The organism is Amycolatopsis sp. NPDC004747 (assembly GCF_053601335.1).
Window position 1 is genome coordinate 109,496 of the sequence record NZ_JBSGBQ010000003.1, and the last position, 15,501, is coordinate 124,996.

Annotated in this window: 19 protein-coding genes; 10 read left to right on the forward strand and 9 right to left on the reverse strand. The window is 69.2% G+C overall.

Going from position 1 to position 15,501, the window contains the following annotated elements; all coding sequences use genetic code 11:
* Positions 1–12: 12 nt before the first annotated feature.
* Positions 13–651, forward strand: a complete 639-nt coding sequence (locus ACWEGE_RS05390; RefSeq protein WP_449659194.1) for a hypothetical protein — start codon at positions 13–15, stop codon at positions 649–651.
* A 22-nt stretch (positions 652–673) separates the two neighbouring features.
* On the opposite strand, the gene ACWEGE_RS05395 is transcribed toward ACWEGE_RS05390, so the two are convergent.
* The 4 genes from ACWEGE_RS05395 to ACWEGE_RS05410 form a co-directional block, all read right to left on the reverse strand.
* Positions 674–1,330, reverse strand: coding sequence for a phosphoribosyltransferase (locus tag ACWEGE_RS05395; protein ID WP_449659195.1), 657 nt, complete (start codon positions 1,328–1,330; stop codon positions 674–676).
* Between the two features lie 133 nt (positions 1,331–1,463).
* Positions 1,464–2,210 (reverse strand): GAF and ANTAR domain-containing protein, encoded by a 747-nt coding sequence (locus ACWEGE_RS05400; protein ID WP_449659196.1) that lies wholly within the window; start codon positions 2,208–2,210, stop codon positions 1,464–1,466.
* Complete coding sequence (locus ACWEGE_RS05405; RefSeq protein ID WP_449659197.1) at positions 2,197–2,976, reverse strand: GAF domain-containing protein; 780 nt, start codon at positions 2,974–2,976, stop codon at positions 2,197–2,199. Before ACWEGE_RS05405 ends, ACWEGE_RS05400 begins: the two co-directional genes overlap by 14 nt.
* A gap of 14 nt (positions 2,977–2,990) precedes the next feature.
* On the reverse strand, positions 2,991–3,986 hold the full coding sequence (locus tag ACWEGE_RS05410) for an acyl-CoA desaturase (RefSeq protein WP_449659198.1): 996 nt from the start codon (positions 3,984–3,986) through the stop codon (positions 2,991–2,993).
* Positions 3,987–4,129: 143 nt separating this feature from the next.
* Between ACWEGE_RS05410 and ACWEGE_RS05415 the strand changes: the two genes are divergently transcribed.
* From ACWEGE_RS05415 to ACWEGE_RS05425, 3 genes are all read left to right on the forward strand, one after another.
* On the forward strand, positions 4,130–4,555 hold the full coding sequence (locus ACWEGE_RS05415) for a DUF6292 family protein (RefSeq protein ID WP_449659199.1): 426 nt from the start codon (positions 4,130–4,132) through the stop codon (positions 4,553–4,555).
* Between the two features lie 399 nt (positions 4,556–4,954).
* The gene (locus ACWEGE_RS05420; protein ID WP_449659200.1) at positions 4,955–5,281 is read left to right on the forward strand and encodes a hypothetical protein; all 327 of its coding nucleotides are present in this window, start codon (positions 4,955–4,957) and stop codon (positions 5,279–5,281) included.
* On the forward strand, positions 5,278–5,517 hold the full coding sequence (locus ACWEGE_RS05425) for a hypothetical protein (protein ID WP_449659201.1): 240 nt from the start codon (positions 5,278–5,280) through the stop codon (positions 5,515–5,517). The genes ACWEGE_RS05420 and ACWEGE_RS05425 overlap by 4 nt, the downstream gene beginning before the upstream one ends.
* Positions 5,518–5,520: 3 nt before the next feature.
* Here the strand turns inward: ACWEGE_RS05425 and ACWEGE_RS05430 are convergent, their stop codons facing one another.
* Genes ACWEGE_RS05430 through ACWEGE_RS05440 form a run of 3 tightly spaced genes read right to left on the reverse strand, consistent with a single transcriptional unit; the run spans position 5,521 to position 6,436 of the window.
* Positions 5,521–5,682 (reverse strand): hypothetical protein, encoded by a 162-nt coding sequence (locus ACWEGE_RS05430; RefSeq protein WP_449659202.1) that lies wholly within the window; start codon positions 5,680–5,682, stop codon positions 5,521–5,523.
* Positions 5,655–5,978: a hypothetical protein gene (locus tag ACWEGE_RS05435; RefSeq protein WP_449659203.1), complete on the reverse strand. Its 324-nt coding sequence runs from the start codon at positions 5,976–5,978 to the stop codon at positions 5,655–5,657. The genes ACWEGE_RS05430 and ACWEGE_RS05435 overlap by 28 nt, the downstream gene beginning before the upstream one ends.
* A gap of 5 nt (positions 5,979–5,983) precedes the next feature.
* The gene (locus ACWEGE_RS05440) at positions 5,984–6,436 is read right to left on the reverse strand and encodes an OsmC family protein (protein ID WP_449659204.1); all 453 of its coding nucleotides are present in this window, start codon (positions 6,434–6,436) and stop codon (positions 5,984–5,986) included.
* 251 nt (positions 6,437–6,687) lie between these two features.
* On the opposite strand from ACWEGE_RS05440, the gene ACWEGE_RS05445 reads away from it, so the two are divergent.
* The 6 genes from ACWEGE_RS05445 (at position 6,688) to ACWEGE_RS05470 (ending at position 13,756) form a co-directional block, all read left to right on the forward strand.
* The gene (locus ACWEGE_RS05445) at positions 6,688–7,533 is read left to right on the forward strand and encodes a manganese catalase family protein (RefSeq protein ID WP_449659205.1); all 846 of its coding nucleotides are present in this window, start codon (positions 6,688–6,690) and stop codon (positions 7,531–7,533) included.
* A 16-nt stretch (positions 7,534–7,549) separates the two neighbouring features.
* On the forward strand, positions 7,550–7,792 hold the full coding sequence (locus tag ACWEGE_RS05450; protein ID WP_449659206.1) for an acyl carrier protein: 243 nt from the start codon (positions 7,550–7,552) through the stop codon (positions 7,790–7,792).
* A gap of 902 nt (positions 7,793–8,694) precedes the next feature.
* Positions 8,695–9,951 (forward strand): NAD(P)/FAD-dependent oxidoreductase, encoded by a 1,257-nt coding sequence (locus ACWEGE_RS05455; RefSeq protein ID WP_449659207.1) that lies wholly within the window; start codon positions 8,695–8,697, stop codon positions 9,949–9,951.
* 93 nt (positions 9,952–10,044) lie between these two features.
* Positions 10,045–10,749: an alpha/beta fold hydrolase gene (locus tag ACWEGE_RS05460; RefSeq protein ID WP_449659208.1), complete on the forward strand. Its 705-nt coding sequence runs from the start codon at positions 10,045–10,047 to the stop codon at positions 10,747–10,749.
* Positions 10,750–10,973: 224 nt separating this feature from the next.
* Complete coding sequence (locus tag ACWEGE_RS05465; RefSeq protein WP_449659209.1) at positions 10,974–12,881, forward strand: FAD-dependent oxidoreductase; 1,908 nt, start codon at positions 10,974–10,976, stop codon at positions 12,879–12,881.
* Positions 12,878–13,756, forward strand: a complete 879-nt coding sequence (locus tag ACWEGE_RS05470; protein WP_449659210.1) for a patatin-like phospholipase family protein — start codon at positions 12,878–12,880, stop codon at positions 13,754–13,756. The genes ACWEGE_RS05465 and ACWEGE_RS05470 overlap by 4 nt, the downstream gene beginning before the upstream one ends.
* A 1-nt stretch (position 13,757) precedes the next feature.
* Here the strand turns inward: ACWEGE_RS05470 and ACWEGE_RS05475 are convergent, their stop codons facing one another.
* The gene (locus tag ACWEGE_RS05475) at positions 13,758–14,903 is read right to left on the reverse strand and encodes an FAD-dependent oxidoreductase (protein ID WP_449659211.1); all 1,146 of its coding nucleotides are present in this window, start codon (positions 14,901–14,903) and stop codon (positions 13,758–13,760) included.
* A 301-nt stretch (positions 14,904–15,204) separates the two neighbouring features.
* Positions 15,205–15,459 carry a hypothetical protein gene (locus ACWEGE_RS05480; protein ID WP_449659212.1) on the reverse strand — a complete coding sequence of 85 codons (255 nt, stop codon included), beginning with the start codon at positions 15,457–15,459 and terminating at the stop codon, positions 15,205–15,207.
* Positions 15,460–15,501 lie beyond the last annotated feature (42 nt).

Genomic DNA, 15,501 nt, shown 5'->3' on the forward strand with positions numbered 1-15,501 from the left:
AGGCTACTTGGCGTGCCGGGGACCGAGCTCGATCTCGACGAAGCCGTGGCCGTGACGCGCACGGGCGACCTGTGGCTGTTCCGGGGCCGCTCCGCGGCCGACCGCACGATCCGCGTCGTCACGAACAGCCCGGTCAACCACGTCGGCATGGCCGTGGTGATCGAGGACCTGCCGCCGCTGATGTGGCACGCGGAGCTCGGCCGCTCGCTGCCGGACGTCTGGTCGGGCAGCCACCACCGCGGCGCCCAGCTGCACGACCTGCGCCAGGCCGTGCTCGTCTGGGCCGAGCGGTACCACCAGCGGGTCTGGCTGCGCCAGCTCGACCACCCGGTCACCGCGGAGATGGAGGACGCCGCCCTGCGCACGGTCGCGCGGCTCGACGGCACACCGTTCCCCTCCACCGCGCGCCTCGCGTCCCGCTGGCTCGGCGGACGGCTGCCGCCCCGGAAGCGGGACACCGCCCGGGACGCCGGCCTCGAGTCCGGTTACTGCGCCGAGATCGTCGCGCTGACCTACGAAGCCATGGGCCTGCTGCCCCCGGGCCGCCGGCCGAACTGGTACGACCCGGGCCGCTTCTGGAGCGGCGACCACCTCGACCTGGCCAGCGGCGCCACCCTGGGTGACGAGATCGCCGTGCGCCTGCCGAGCTGAACGTGGTCGTCCACTGTGGACGTCACCGCGGAACCTCGGTCGGCAGGCGGGGTTCGCGGTGCAGCAGTTCGAGCGCCGCGGCGCCGTCGACCGCCGGGAACTTCCGGTAGCTGTTGCGGACCGCGTGCAGCCAGGGCAGCGGACGCAGGCAGACGAACTGCTCGACCTCGCGGGCGAGCCGGTCGAGGACGGGTGCCGGGGCGACCGGGACAGCCAGCACGATCCGGCGCACCTGGCGGGCGCGCAGGACGCGGACGGCCGTGTGCGCGGTCGTACCGGTCGCGGCGCCGTCGTCGGCGAGCACGACCGTCCGGCCGGCGATCGGCACCGGCGCGACCTCGCGCCGGTAGCCGGCCACCTGCCGGGCCAAGCGGCCCCGCGCCCCGTCGACGAGCCGGGCGAGCCCGTCCGTCGAGATGTCGAACCGGCGGATCGCGCCGTGGTCCCAGACGACCAGGCCGCCCTCACCGACGGCACCGAGCAGCACCGGAGGCGGTCCGGCGGCCTCGATCCGGGAGGTGAGCAGGATGTCCAGCGGCGCCCCGAGGACGTCGGCGATCTCGGCGGCGACCACGAGCCCGCCCTCGGACAGCCCGAGGACCACGGCGCGGTCGCCACGCAGCTGGCGCAGGCGGAGGGCCAGTCGCTCGCCCGCCTCCCGGCGATCACGGAACCGCATGGGCACTCCTGGGAGTCGAAGCCGCTCGGCCGTCTCCCAGCATGACCGCACCACGTCCACGGACGTGAGGGCCGTTGGTCACCACAACCGGACCGTTCGGCACCCTTTCGCTCGACGGTCCACAAAGGATTTTTCAGCGCGGGTGGCGCACCGTCGACGAGGCCAGCACGACCGCGGGGGTGAGGTTCCGGTCGGCCAGGGCGCGGGCCACGTCGCCGAGCCGGAGGTTGTTGCGGCGGGCGTAGGCGCGCAAGGCCGTGAACGCCGCGTCCATGCCCAGCTGCCCGCTGACGGCCAGCACGCCCTTGGCCTGTTCGATGATCACCCGACTGTTCAGCGCGGTCTGCAGCTGCTCGGACAGGATCTCCCCCTGGCGGAAGGCTCGTTCGTGGAGGATGCCGATGGTCGCGGTGTCGGCCAGACCCTGCGCCAGCGCGATGTCGTCGGCCGACAGTTCCCCCGGCCGCTGCCCGAAGAGGTTCAGCGCCCCGATCGTCTGCCGGCGCAGCCGCATCGGCACCGCGTGCACCGACGCGAACCCCTCCTCGGCCGCCTCGGCCGCAAACCGCGGCCAGCGCGCCGCCGCCGCGGCGATATCGGCCACCAGGACCGGTGCGCTGGTGGTGAAGCACTCGACGCCCGGACCCTCGTCGATGTCGAGCTGGAACAGCTCCAGCAGGCGCGCCTGCTCGGTGGAAGACGCCAGCACCTGCAGGCCGCCCCGCTCGTCGGCCAGCGTCAGCCCGGCCGCCGCGACGTCGAGCAGTTCCACGCACTGCTGCACCAGCGTGTGCAGCAGGTCGGCGACGTCGTAGTCGTCGACCAGCGTGTCCGCCAGCGCCACGAACGCCCGGGTCACCTGTCGTTCACGGTCGGGCATGACCACCATCTCCTGAATCGTCGGCTGATTCATGGTGTCCCCGCCGGAACTCCTCGGCCAATCGCAGCCGGCCGGCGACGATGTCGGCCGCGACCTCCAGCAGGGGACGTCCGTGGCCGAACGCGTGCGCCCGCAACCGGGCCAGCGCGGCCGAGGCGGGCAGGTCCAGGTGCGCGATCAGCATCCCGGTGGCCTGGTGCACCTCCCGGTTCCGCATCCCCGCGCTTTCCATCCACCGCCCGTCCCCGTCCAGCCAGCGGCCGCCTCCGTCGCGCAACCCGGACAACGCGAGCGCCGCGACGTCGGCCACCTGCAACGCCATCGACAGCTCGCCGGCGGTCAGCGACCCCGGCGTCGTGCGATAGGTGTCGAGGGTCGCCACCCGCACCGCCCCGATCTGCACCGGGAACGTGAACACCGCGGCCACCGGGAGCGCCGCGGCCTCGGCGGCGAACACCGGCCACCCTGCCGGGGGCCCGGCGGCCAGATCCGGTACCAGGACCGGCCCGCCCGCGGTCTGTGCCTCGAAACACGGTCCTTCACCGAGGGAGAACTGCAACTCCGCCAACGCCGTGCTCACTTCGTCACTGGCGTAGACGATCTCGCGGTGCCCGGCGCCCGCCACCACCGACACCGCCGCGCCGTCCACCGGCAGCAAGCGCACACAGGCCCGGCACACCCGGCCCACGACGTCGACCCCGCTGCCGGCCCCGTCCTCGCCCAGCCCGGCCAGCACGCTCGCGCGCAGGACCTCGACCTCAGCCACCGCGAACGAACTCGTCACATACGGCGGTCATGACCGCGCTCCGGCTTGCCGAACCAGCGGGGAGCTGCCGGGTAGCCGGGGTTGAGCTTGCGGGCCAGGCGTTCGGGCCTGGGCCAGCGGACGTCGGTGGCCCAGCCGAGCTTCTCGAAGAGCCAGATCAGGCGCGCCGACATGTCGAGCTGGCCGCGGCGGACGCCGTGGCGGGCGCCGGTGGGGTCGGCGTGGTGGGAGTTGTGCCACGACTCGCCCATCGAGGCGATGGCCAGCGGCCAGAAGTTCGCGGACTTGTCACGAGCGGCGTAGGGCCGCTCGCCGATCAAGTGACACAGGGAGTTCACCGACCAGGTAACGTGGTGCAGCACCGCCACCCGCACCAGGCTCGCCCAGAAGAACGCGGTCAGCGCGCCCCACCAGGACATCGTCACCAACCCGCCGATCAGTGCCGGGCTGAGCAGGGTGAGGACGGTCAGGCCTGGGAACCAGCGGTCGATCCGGGCGATGTCGCGGTCGGCGAGCAGGTCGGGGGCGAAACGCTGCGCGTTGGTCTTCTCCCGGTCGAACAACCAGCCCATGTGCGCGTGCCAGAAGCCTTTGGCCAGGGCCGCGGCGGACGTGCCGTAGCGCCACGGGGAATGGGGGTCGCCGTCGCGATCCGCGAAGGCGTGGTGGCGGCGGTGGTCGGCGACCCAGCCGATCACCGGGCCCTGCATCGCCATGCTGCCGGTGACGGCGAGCGCGATCCGCAGGCCACGGTGGGCCTTGAAAGCGCCGTGGGTGAAACAGCGATGGAAGCCGATCGTCACCCCGAGGCCGGTCAGGAAGTAGAACCCGATGGTCAGGGCGACGTCGGTCCAGCCGAGGCCCCAGCCCCACGCGAAGGGCACCGCCGCGGCCAGAGCCAGCAGCGGCACGACCGCGAACAGCTTGACCAGAACGGTTTCGGTGCCCGACTTTTCGCCCGCCAGCATCGGCTCCGCGGCCTTGGGTGGACGTTGCAGCGTTGGTGTCATATCGATCGCCCCTTCCGTGACGTACCGGTCCGCCGGGGTCTGGGGCGATCGAGGTGCGGGTAGCCCGCTGACTGCGGTCTAAACCCCGTGAAGGCCCCCCGACCCATCCGACGCGCCTTCGGGAGGCCCTCTAGCGTGTGGGCATGGAACACGGCGAACCCGACACCCGAACCCTCGAGCGCGCTCTCGGCGAGTACGTGCGAGCGGTGGCGGCCGCGGTCGGTGTCCCGCACGAGAGCACCACGGTCGAAATCAGCGACACGGCCACCGCCTACCTCGGCCTGCCGCGGCGGTGGCCCGGCCGGCCCGACCAGGACGTCATGCTGGTGTGGAACGAACGGCGGGGGTGGTCGCTCGCGGTGGAAACCGATCCCACCTCGGCCCCGATCGTCCTCGCCCACCACGGCGACGACGTGGTGCCTGCCCCGGACGCGGTGGCCCGCTTCGTCGCCGACACCGCGGCCGGGTCTTCCGCGAGCCAGCCACCGACCGGCCCGGCGATCACCGCGACGCGCAGGTCCCTGGCCGAGCGGCTGAAGCCCTACCTCCGCGACACCCCAGGCCGCTGACCGAGCGCTCCAGGAACAGCGGCAACGCCTTGTCCCAGGTCGCCTTGCACGTGCGGGCCGATCACGGAAGGCGGGTCTCGACGCGGCGAAATCCGAGCCGGTCGCCCGCCGGATCTCGGTTGGGTCACCCGGGCGTGGGTATTCGCCTCTCGCCCGAGATCGGGGAGGTGCCCCGCGTGAACCACCAACGGCCCCTGTCGGACGAGCTGGCGGGCGTGTCGAGCGGCTCGGGGTGCCAGGCGGTGCCCGTCCACCAGAACGGCCGTTTCCAGTACGACGCCACTGTGCTGCCGGCCAGGTGGACCACAGCCGGCCGAATGCCGCCCTGAGCAATGACCGGGAGAGGCGATTGCGATTGGTGCCGCCGTTTGTCCAGCACGTCACCGGGTACCGGAGGTCATGTCTCTCACCACGGCGTGCACGGTCTGGCAGGTCCGGCTCGTGGACGACGCGCGGTACCGGGTGCGGTACTGCTGCCGCGGCGGGCTGGCCGGCAAGTTCGACCTCGTGCTGCCCCGGTGGTCACCGGGTTTCGCGGACCTGCGCCCGGTCGACGACGCCGGCTTGGTGCTGGCGGCGGCCGGCTTGGTCATCGACGGCGCACTGCGGACCGCTCTCGCGCTGCCTCGGGAGGTCGATCTGGAGACGCTGGCCCGGACGGATCCGGATTTCGTGCCGGAGCTGCGACGGCGGCTCGGCGCCGTCCCCCAGCCGGTGTCGACGTGAAGGTGACCATCGACGACCTGCGCCGCCTGCTCGGGTCTTCGCTGCCGGACCCCGTGCTCGTGCTGACCGGCGGCCGGATGGAGGTCGAGCCGGCCGACACCGAAACCCCCGGAGCGAGCGACGTCATCACCCGCACCGACCTGCGGGCGCAGCTCGACGGCGAAGAAGCAACCGACCACGAGCTCGAACTGATCGCGGCAACGCTCACCACGGCCGTCGTCCAACGCGGCGGCTGAGCCTCAGGCGCCGAACTCGGTGATCAACCGCGACGTCAGGCCGCCGGACGTCGCGGGGAACGTGTGCGCGCCCGGCACCGTGACCAGGCTCCCCCGCCGCGCCGCGTCGGCGAGCGACCGCGCCCAGCCGGCCGGGCTCAGCCTCGCAGCACCTGCACGGGGCAACGCGTCAGCGGTATCGCTCGTTCGGGTGCATCGCGCTGGGCGGACTTGACGAACCGCAGCAGCCGCCGGGGTCCCGCCCGGAAGTAGTACGGAACCGTGCCCGGCAGCGCCGCGGGTGACTCGTGGACCAGATCCCGCAGCAACGCGCCCGACAGGCGACCGAGGCCGCGCAGCGGCGGCGGGAACGTGGGACCGGCGAGGCCCGGCAAAAGCACGACCGGGCGCCGGTCCGCCCGGTCGTGACCGGCCGCGAGCGCCCGCACCAGCCCGTGGCGCACGCAGTGGGTCACCGGCACGGCGGTCAGTTCTGCCCGGGGTCGGCCGGCCCCTGGTGGTTCTGCAGCGCCAGGCCGCGCTCGCGGTCGAACGTCACCGCGACCTTCTCGCCCACCAGCGGGCACAACCTCAGTGCCTCGCGGGTCACGGCGTCGTAGATCGAGTCGGTGGTCGCGCCCGGCAGGTACACCTCGACCGTCGTCCGCAGCTCGTAACCGCCGTCGCCACGAGCGGCCAACGTGACCTTCGCCGTGACGACGCTCTCCCCGGGCTCCACCGCCAACGACGTCGCCGCGACCGTCAACGACTGGTGCAGGCAGGTGGCCAGCGCGGCGGCGTAGAGGCGCTCGGGGTTCAGCGGATCCGCCGAGCCGTCGCCCGGCTCGCCGACCGCGTAGGCCAAGTCGCCGCGCCCGTCGATCCGGACGCTGCCCCGGCTCGAGGTCGCCTCCGCCGAATACAGGTCGTTGCTTGTCACCGGATCGGCTCCCCGCCGGTGACCACGATGCGCGGCGCGATCGCCACCGCGCAGCCGATCCCTGGTGGGCTTTGCTGCTGGGCGGACTGGGACACGGCTGACTCCTCGCACGGGGGCATGATCCGCCGCCGGATACCCGCGCGACTCCCTTTCACACGACCCGCGGCCGCATTCACCCCGCGCGGTTAACCGTCCGCTAACCGGGAACGTACCCGCAACCACCGGACACGGACGCGACCACGGAGGAAATCTTGTTCCGTCACACGAAGCTGCTGCAGTTCGAGGCCAAGCCCGAGAGGCCCGACCCCGTCTACGCCCACAAGCTCCAAGAACTCATCGGCGGCGCGTTCGGTGAGATGACCGTGACGATGCAGTACCTGTTCCAGGGCTGGAACTGCCGCATCGAAGGCAAGTACAAAGACCTGATCATGGACACCGCCACCGAAGAGATCGGGCACGTGGAGATGCTCGCCACCATGGTCGCCCGCCTGCTCGAAGGCGCCCCCGCCACCGTCACCGCCGAAGCCGTCAAGGACCCCGTCATGGCCGCGATGATCGGCGGCATGGACGTCCAGCAGGCCATCGTCGCCGGCGGCGGCGCGCTCCCCGCCGACAGCAACGGCACGCCCTGGAACGGCAAGTACATCGTCGCCTCCGGCAACCTGCTCGCCGACTTCCGCGCCAACGCCGCCGCCGAAGCCCAGGGCCGCCTGCAGACCGCCCGCCTCTACAACATGACCGACGACCCCGGCGTCAAGGCGATGCTCAAGTTCAACCTCGCCCGCGACACCGTCCACCAGAAGCAGTGGCTGGCCGCCATCGAAGAGCTCAAGGCCGACGGCCTCGAAGACGACATCGCCCCCAACGCCCTGCTCGACGAAGAAGACCAGACCCACAACCACACGATCTGGCACCTCTCCGACGGCCCCGACGGCCCCAAGGGCACCAGCTGGACCACCGACGCCGGCATCGAATACCTGATGGACCCCGAACCCCTCGGCGGCCCCGCCACCGCACCCGCCCCCGACCCCGCCCTCTACGGCACCTATTCGCCCCTGCAGGACGCCAAGGCCACCGCCAAAGCCAAAACGAAGTGAACGGGAAGGGACAACGATGGCTACCGGAGAAACCGGATTCGACGACGTCACATTCGACCTCGTATCGGTCCAGTACCACTCACTGAAGGCAGGACACGACTACGGCCAGTACGTCCGCGACGCCGACAACGCCGGCCGCACGGACATCGCCGACTTCTTCCGTCGCGTGATGGACGAGGACTCGGCCCGCGCGCGGCAATGCCACGAATTCCTCAAGGACCTCTCGGGCAGTTCCGAATCAGGCCCGGCCGTCTCCTGACGTCGGCCGGCTCCCGCTCCGCACCGGAACGGGAGCCGGCCGCGCCCCTTCTCGACCGGAACCGTGTGAGGACTTCGGCAAGCCGGGCCGGACAGGCTTTCTTCGCCAGCTGGTCTACGACAGCGTCGAGCCCAGCTGCGGACACAGCGGTTGATCCAGGCGTAGGCGGCTGCCGTGTCGGCGTCGACCAGGTCCGCAGTGAGCAGCAGTTCGAGAGCGCGGCTCCGTCCGCCCCGTTCCGGGTCCGACGGGCGATCTCCTGCCGTTCGTCCAGCTCGTCGAGAATGTGGATGTCGACGTGAGCCAGGAAGAACTCCGGGGGCACTGGAAAACAAGCCACGCACCGTGCTGGCGATACGGTTCTCCGCCGCGTCGAGCAGGAGCCCCTCGGTCAAGCTGCCCAGCAGGATGATCGCCGCCAGCTAACAGCCGCTGGCGCGGCACTTCTCCAGTTCGACCAATGCCAGTCTGCTCCGACCTCGCCAAGCCCGGCACACACAGCAACGCCGCGCGTGCCGGGCAGGCCGAGTCGATTGTCCCGTAGCCGGTCGACGTCTTTCGGGCATTGTGACACCGGCCGGCTCCGACGGCCGCACGGATCGAGCCGGAACAACCGGTCCGCCTCGAGCGCGCCCGCGGCTTTTCTCGCAGGTGCCTGGCCATCTCCCCACCGGGGTGCGCCGACCGGTGGTGCCGTTTGTACTAGCCGGACCAGGAAGGTCTCAACCCATCTCCGCGCCTCGGATTACGAGTGGATGGCGAGCGTAACATCGGCGGTTCCGCTGACGACATTTGGTCGTGGCCGAGGGAGGCCGGAGTGCCAACGCGGACCTTATCCGCGTGGTGCGGCCCCCGAACGCACAGTCACGAAAGTGCCTGCCGACGGTCGAACGGAGTGGTGGATGACTCGGGAGCGGGTCGCAGTTGTCGGGGCCGGAATCTCCGGCTTGACGGCCGCATACCTGTTGCGCAACAAGTATCATGTGCTGCTCTTCGAACAATCGGCCAAGCTGGGCGGGCATGCCGACACCCACGACGTATGCACCCCTGATGGGGGGAAATTCGGGGTCGACACGGGATTCCTCGTGCACAACTCCACCACCTACCCCACTCTGGTGAGATTACTGCGGGAACTCCAGGTCAGCACTCGTGAGACGGAGATGTCCCTGAGTGTTCGCTGCCTGGGATGCGGCCTCGAGTATGCCGGCGGAAAACGGCGAAAAGGGATGATACCTGGTGGCGGCAGCGCCGTCGTCGGACCCTATGTCAGGATGTTAGCCGAGATATGGCGATTCTACAGGTCGGCGCAGGCCTTCCTGGCGACGCCGGACGAGCGGCGAACGCTGCAGGACATCTTCGTGACGGGTCGGCACTCCCGGTACTTCGTCGAGCACTTCGCGATACCGCTTGTTTCCACGGTCTGGTCCGTGCGGGCGATCGACGCCTTACGATACCCCGCGGCCTATCTGTTCAAATTCCTGCACAACCACGGGATGCTGTCTCCGACGGAATCGCTGCGGTGGCAGACGATCGTCCGAGGCGCTCGCACCTACGTCGAGCGCATTGCCGGGACGCTGCCGGAAATTCGCTCGGGCACCTCTGTTCGCGCGGTCCGGCGGCACTTCGACGGGGCCGAGATCGTGACCGAAGGAGGAGAAACCTGCTGGGTCGATCGAGTCGTCGTGGCCACGCACGCCGATCAGGCACTGGCCCTCTTGCCCGGAGCGACCAGCGAGGAGAGGCGGGTGCTGTCTGCGTTCGAGTACACCGGCAACGAGACCTGGCTGCACCGGGATTCCCGCTTGCTGCCGGGCCGGAGCCGGACGCGGGCGAGCTGGAACTACACCCGGTCCGGCTGCGCCGCCGGGAGCGCCGGCGTGGTGAGCTACGACATCAACCGACTGATGGGACTCGAAGCGCCGGTTGACCACGTGGTGACCTTGAACGGTGCCGGCGTGGTCGACGAGTCGTCGGTGATCGCGAAAATGGCCTATCGGCACCCGCTGTACACCTTGGCTTCGGTGGCCGCTCAGCCGAAATTGCGCAGTCTCGGTGGGGCCAGACTGGCTTATGCGGGGGCCTACGATGGCTGGGGGTTCCACGAAGACGGCTGCGCCTCGGGCGTCCGGGCAGCGCAGAAGTTCGGGGCGGCCTGGTGACGACCGATCCGCGGACCGATTCGCCCCCACGGCGCGTTGGAACGGTGTGAAGGGCAGTGTCCGATGGAGTGGCCGACTCCCGAACGTGCACATGTGAACGGGACCAAGCTCGCCTATCGACGGCTCGGCCCGCGGTCCGGACCGCCGGTCGTCCTGCTGCACGGCTTGGCGAGCAGCGGCGCCACCTGGCGCTCGTTCGCCCTGGCGCTCGCAGCAGCACAGTTGCCCGTCATTGCACCGGACTTCCGTGGCCACGGGGCGAGCAGCCACCGGGACAGCTATACCTTCGAAGACTTCGAACTCGATGTGGAGTCCCTGCTGGAGCACCTCGGCGTCAGCCGATTCAACCTGGTGGGCCATTCGCTGGGCGGCCGGATCGCGACGATGGTGGCACAGCGGTGGCCCGACCGCGTCGGGAAACTGGTCCTCGAGGAAACCCGGCCACCACTGCGAGTCGCACCGGCCGCGATCGCTGATCCGCGGATCGCCCTCGGCCGTCTTTCCCTGGAGTGGGGGATGCTCACACGGTGGTGGTCGTTCGACCGCAGAATGATCGGATCGCTGGCGCGCCAGTTTCGCGCGCCGGATCCGGACTGGTGGTCTTCGCTCTCCTCCATCACGGCGCCCACCTTGGTTGTTCACGGCGGAGCCGGCAGCTTTGTACCCTTCGGCCGACAGCAGCAGGCCATGGCACTGATTCCGGACTGTTCGCTGGTCACCATCGAAGCGGGCCATCGAGTGCACAGTACTCGTGCCGCCGAATTTCAAGAAGCCGTCTTCACGTTCCTGCATCGTTGAGTTCGCAAGCCGGTATCCGTTTCGGTTACTTCCGTTCTTACGCTATTCCATGACGGCGGCCAACATGTTGCTGCATTCAGGCGATCTACAGGATCGACCGTAACAGCTACGAACTCCCTATCGACTATGTCGACATCGTCCACAACATTAATTTGCAGGGGAATATTCAGCGACTGTTTGCGGGGCTGAGTATTCCCAGCAGCGCCGTTCGAGGAGGAATTTTAGTGAGAGTCTGTGTTGTCGGATCGGGTGTTTCAGGCCTGTCCGCCGCGCACTACCTGACGGACAGCCCCGGGGTGTCGGTGGTGGTCGTCGAGGGTGGTGAGCAGTTCGGTGGACGCGCCAACGTGACCGAGGCGGGCGAGCACTGTACCCGGCTGTTCCTAGCCGACTACCAGCACCTGCTGAGCCTGTTCCGGGAGATTCCAGGTGGCGCGGGCGGCAGCGTGCTGGATTCCCTGCGAAGATGTCGGCGATTCGCCAGCCGCAGTGACGGACGTTGGATCGAAATCGACCACATCTACGCCTTTCTCGCTCGAACACCCGGTTTGTCCGTACGGGACAAGTTCGCCATTGCGCGGTCGAATTGGCAAGCCATCCTGGTTGCCCGCCGCAGCGTGCGATCGTCGAACATCTTCGGGTCGATCTGGAACTGGTCCGCGCGGTCTCTCGTGCGGGCGATGGCGAGTTCACGCAGCGAGGCGATCACCTACGCACTTCCCGGCTCGACCGATGACTGGCTCATCGAGCCCTGGGTGGGGTTCCTGCGCGGGCGGGGCGTGGAGTTTCGGAAGAACAGCCTCGTCGAAAAGATCGAACCCGGCCTCGCTGGTGTGGATATAGCGGTAGCGGGAAAGCGAGAACGCTTCGACGCCGTCATCTTCACAGGATTCGTGCACGATGCCTATGCGCTCCTCGACAGATCTGGGGTGCCACGTCCGATGGACTGCCGTCGCCACACCCACTGCAAAGCTTTCACGATCGATCTGGATCCGCGGGAGAAGGTCCTCGAGTCCGACGATGTCCGGATTCACGCCGGTGGCGGTGTCACCACGGTCGTGCAGCCGGCCGAGCAGCGTTGCGTCACGCTGGCGGCTTTTCCCCCTTCGACAGAAGACGAGTACATCGTGACTCGTGTTCGTGCGCAGCTGGAGCTCGAGTACCCGCCGCTGCGCGTCCGGACCCGGACGAACCTGTCACCGTCGGAAGCGGTCTTCGTCGGAGAGTACGTCGATCCTCGCCGGCTCGAGGCATCGCTGGGCGGCAGTGTCCTGTTCGCCGGGAGCTACACGGACAACAGCTATCCGCTCGACTCCGCCGAAGGGGCCTGCCGATCGGCGTACTACGCGGTGGCTCGGCTGGCACGAGCTCATCCGAAGGTCACGCCTCGATCGATGCTCGGCTTGCCCGCCGCGGCACGACCGCTCCGGGAGGTTCCCCGGCCCCACCCGAACGCGCCGGCACGGCCCCTTGCCGACCGTGCGCTGCGAGAGGTCGTGAAAGCGACGGCAGCCGGCCTGGTGCCGCTGCTGGCCGCCGTGAGCTTCGAGGACGTCAGCGGGCAGTCCTGGCCGCTCGAGGGACCGGCCGTCTACGTGGCCAACCACCGTTCGATCTTCGACGTTCCCGCGGGAGTGCTGGCATTCCGGTATCTCGGTGTGTCACCACGGCTGGTCATCGCACAGAAATACTTCCACAAAGGCGCCTTCGGCAAGGTCCTCCACGCGACCGGCGCACTCCCCGCTTTCCGCCGCTCCGAAGCCACCGTGAACGCCGGGGTGGCCGCGATCCGGTCCGGTGAGTCCGTGGCGATCATGCCGGAAGGCCGGATCACCACGCCGGAGGAGGCCGAGACGGCCGGATACGGCCGCGGCGCCGCGATGATCGCGTTGGCGACCGGCGTCCCCGTCGTCCCGATCGGCGCAGCCGGCGCTCAGCAGGTCTGGGCCGGTTCGCGGCCGTGGCCGATCCTGCGCCGGCGGAGGCCGCGGGTGGTGATCAGGATCGGTGCGCCGATCGATCCCGCCGGCCAGACCTGCCAGGAGCTCACCGAGCAGATCCGGGCGGCTGTCCGCGCGCTGGAGACCGGCGGTTCCGTGGCCGCCGAGACCGGGGAGGCGACCGCCGCGTGACCACTACATCGGTACTGCCGGAACTGCGCCGTCCGACCGCGTTCGTCTTCGGCGGTGGCGCTGCCTCGACCGCTTCGCAGGTCGGCATGCTGGCCGCGGTCCTCGATGCGGACATCCGACCCGACCTCGTCGTCGGGACGTCGGCCGGTGCGCTCAACGGCGTCGTGCTGGCCGACGACCCGGACGGTGCCGTCGACCACCTGATCGAGGTGTGGACCACGTGTGACCGTTCCCGGGTGATCGGCGACTCGCGGCTCCGGCTGGTGCGAAACCTCCTGGGCGGCCACTTCATGTTCCGCAACGGCCGCCTGGCCGAGTTGTTCGCGTCGGAGGTGACAGCGCGGTCGTTCGCGGAACTCGCCGTCCCGTTCGCCTGCGTCGCGACGAACCTCCGTACCGGCGAACCTGCCGTCCTCCACGAAGGCGACCTACTGGACGCGCTGCTCGCCACATGTGCCATCCCCGGCGTGTTCCCGTTGGTCCGCCGGGGTGGCGAGCTACTCGCCGACGGTGGGTACGTCGCGAACACCCCCGTCAGACAGGCCATCGAGCTCGGGGCGGCCTCCCTCGTTCTCTTCGACGGCCGGCCCCGCATCGCCGCCCGCGGCGAGCCCCGGGATGTCCGCGACTCGATGACCGCGGCGTTCGCCGCTGCCCTCAACAGGCAACACGTCAACGACGTCGAGTACGCCCGCACGCGCATGCCCGTGCTGTGCCTGCCGGGACAGCCCGGAGGTCACATCAAGGGGTTCGACTTCACCAACGCCGGGACGTTGATCCGCGACGCGCAACGAGCGGTGGAAGCGTTCTTGGACGGCCACCCGGCCGCATCGCACGCTCGGATGCCGATCAAAGACGATGGTTTCGTCGCTTGATTCACGACCTTGCCAGGCGATTGCCTGCCGCTCGGCTCAGGCCTTCGACGGCGAGCCGGGCGGAACGGATTGCCGACTCCGCCGAGTCGTAGGGATATCCGGAGGCAAGCCATGACCCGGCCAGCCACATCCCGGCGGGCCTGTCGCGCAGAACCCGCGAGGCTTTCGGCATGGTCGCCGACCACACCGCCTCGCCCGGCGCCTGGTTCGCCCGGGTCAGTACGTCGCCGACTTGGTGCTCGAGCGCCAGGAATTGCCGGACCAGTGCGAGCACGTAGGCGTCGTCGGTCGACTCGGCCCGGGTGCACAGGACAACACACCGGGACACGTGCGGCTGGAGGAGAACGGCAATGCCGGCGCGGCAGTAGAGGCGGGGACGAGGGTCGGCGAGCACACGCTCCCGCGGATCGAGCGGGATGGTCAGCACCTTGCAGTGTGCGTGGCGCAATGACTGCGGCAAGCGATGGGCAACACCGCTCGCGTCGAGCAGAGCGGCGAGATCGCTGGGGAACGCGGCGATGATGACGGCGTCGAAGATGTCCTCGCATGATTCTGTGAAGTCGATCCTGGTGACCGCGTGGCCCGCACGGAGTTCGACGCCCAGAGCTTCGAGGTGAGCCAGCAGCGGCGCCACGAGGAAGTGGTGCGTCGAGCCGGGAAACGAAAAGATCCGTTCCGTCTTCCAGGCGTTGCGCAGCATCACCACCACGCTGGCCGGTGAATACTGCCGCCAGCTGCCGAAGGTGTTCTGGTTCGGTCCGTGGATCGCGGCCACGATCGGTTTCTTTCTGCCCTGCCTGTACATCGCCCAGTGATCACGCATCGAAATCCCGGACGCGCGGAACCGGTTCATGTGATCGAGTTCAATCCAGCTCCCGTGCGGACCCCATTCCATCCGTCCGACCCGGGTGATGGAGTCCGCCACGGTCGCGTACCCGTCCGCCCCCGGGATGCGGGAGAGCAGCTCTCGTGTCGCGTGGTAGTCAGGGAGCAGCAGTCGGGTGCAGTGTTCTCCTTCGCCGGCTGTTTCCGCAGCTCTGCCGCCGAACACGTCGCCTTTCTCGAAAACCGTAACGTCCCATCTGCGTTCTTCGGCGAGGAGCGCGGCGGCAGCCAGTCCGGCGAGCCCACCGCCCACGACCGCCACGCGGCCGGATTCGGGGGAGGAAGCCGGCCCGCTGTGGCGGACACGCAACGTGGATCCATTCATCAGCCTCATCCGATCGTCGGCCGGAGTTGCTCGGGTAGCCCGCGCACCGGGTTCGTACGGGTCTTGAGTCGTTACCGGCCTCTCCACCTGCAACAGTCAGACGGCGACGAAGTGGTCACGATGACGTACTTGGCCATACCACTACCGCCTGCCTCTGTTCGACCTAGGGCCGAGAGCTGCTTTCGGCTGATGTACACGGCGGCCGTGCCGGCCCTCGACGATGTGATCGTGCTCGCGCTCAAGTCAGGTGCCGGTTCGGCGGCCAGCCGTCCGAGCGGCATAACGACGCGCCAGCCAGCCCCGTCTTCTGGTCCAGCACCACGAACGCATCCAGATAGGACGGCACGTAGGGGTGGTCCTGAACACCGACCAGGTCCAAGCCCCCTTCTTCGGCGGCCAGTGCGCGAGCGCGTACGGACGCGATGTCGAGGGCCGGGGTGAGGGACACGCCGAACCGCAGCGACCCGGCCGCCACAGGGTCGATTTTAGTCATGATCTATGACTATCATAGGTAAGGACCATCTGGCGGACCGCA